Source organism: Acinetobacter sp. V2, assembly GCF_001188385.1.
GTDB lineage: Bacteria > Pseudomonadota > Gammaproteobacteria > Pseudomonadales > Moraxellaceae > Acinetobacter > Acinetobacter oleivorans.
On sequence record NZ_JZFB01000001.1, the window covers coordinates 1,367,247 to 1,368,898 of the forward strand.

A 1,652-nucleotide genomic window follows, 5' to 3' on the forward strand; every position below is an offset into this window, starting at 1 on the left:
ATTTAGACATTGATTCTTCCTGATCTAAAGCATTTCTTTTGGTTCTAATTTAGAAAATGCGCAATGAATTTTATGTGAAGTTCACTCGATTACGAGATAAATATGAGCGTCTACGCATCCAGCACTTCGCTATTTAGACTGTGTGGTCTTAACGAGTTTAGAAACGTCGTAGCCATAGCTTTTTGCGGTTTTCAGATAAGACTGATATGTCGCCTCATCAATTTGAGGACTACGAGAAAGAATCCATAAATATTTCTGGCTTGGGCCACCCACTAAAGCGACCTGATAATTTGGGTCAACTCTTAAAACCCAGTAATCGCCTTTTGTAAAAGGAATCCATCTTAAGCCAGAGGGTAAAAAGCTCACCTTCAATTTACTGTTGCCTTCATTTTGCGAATAAGCAACACCTTCAGATGAGATCGTTTCTCCATTTTTATTCGTACAACTATTTAAAACACCAACAGTTTTGTCTGCGTTAATAGAATAGTTTGCAGTTGTATTGGCTACACAATTACGCTGAAAAAACATGGGTAAATGCGCAATTTCATACCACTTACCCGCGTATTTATTAATATCGATAGAATCAACAGCGACAGGTTTAGTAGTGGTGTCGGCAAAGGTGCTCAAAGGAAGCATTAAGCTAACCGCTGCAAGGCCGCTACTCATGACCAGTGACTTAAATAATAATTTCATGACTACCCTCTTCTATTTATTTCATGTGTTTAAACATACGTCAGAGGGCTGTGAACAAAGTGTGAATTTTAAAAATTAAGGAACATTAATAAGGATTTAATTGTATTTCTTTGCAGCATCTGCAACTGGAAAATCAAGCTCAAAGCACACACCCTCGACCGTGTTATAAACTCGATAAAGGCCATGATGTAGATCCATAATTGAAGCGACGATCGACAAACCTAATCCACCTGTCCGGTTCTCATCACTTCGGCTTGAGTGGCATTGGTAGAATCTTTCAAAAAGATGCTCAAGTTGATGTTCAGCAATTGAAATACCTCCCGTTACCACAGTCAGGCTCACCCATTGCCTATGTTCAATCATTTTATGTTTAGTTGCGATATAAATAGTCCGCTTGTCACCACCGTGAACCAGCGCATTTAAAATCAGGTTATAAACAGCTCTTTGAAATAACTCAGGATCTGCAAATAAGGTTTGAGCTTCTAAGTTAAACCTAAAATGACACTCTTGTTCTTCAGCTTGATATTCAAAAATCTGGCATAGGCCATCTATAACGTCTTGGATGTTTATTTCTTGTTTGTTTATAAGAACCATTTTCTGATCGGCTCTTGCCAAGAAAAGCATGCTATCAATCATGCGTTTTAATCTGTGGTAGTCGTCTAAATGAGACACCAGCAAATCTTCATATTGCTCAACTGATCGTTCGCCAGTTAAAGCAATCTCGGTTTGCCCAATCAGATTATTTAAAGGCGTACGGAACTCATGAGCGATATCTTCAGAAAAACGGTTGAGCTGCGTATAGCCCTTTTCGATACGCTCAAGCATGTGGTTTATATCTTTTGAAAGCAGATCAACTTCTAAAGGTGAATTTGATAGGTTTAATCTTTTCTGTAGCTGATTTACGTTAATTGAATGAGTCTGCTTACGAAGCTGTTGTAGTGACCGTAAACCTAAATGAC

At 38.4% G+C, this 1,652-nt stretch carries 2 protein-coding genes; both read right to left on the reverse strand.

Going from position 1 to position 1,652, the window contains the following annotated elements; genetic code table 11:
* Positions 1 to 129: 129 nt before the first annotated feature.
* Positions 130 to 693 carry a lipocalin family protein gene (locus UC75_RS06270; protein WP_049837046.1) on the reverse strand — a complete coding sequence of 188 codons (564 nt, stop codon included), beginning with the start codon at positions 691 to 693 and terminating at the stop codon, positions 130 to 132.
* Positions 694 to 789: 96 nt separating this feature from the next.
* A partial coding sequence (locus UC75_RS20405; RefSeq protein WP_265597218.1) for an ATP-binding protein occupies positions 790 to 1,652 on the reverse strand: 863 nt, incomplete at its 5' end.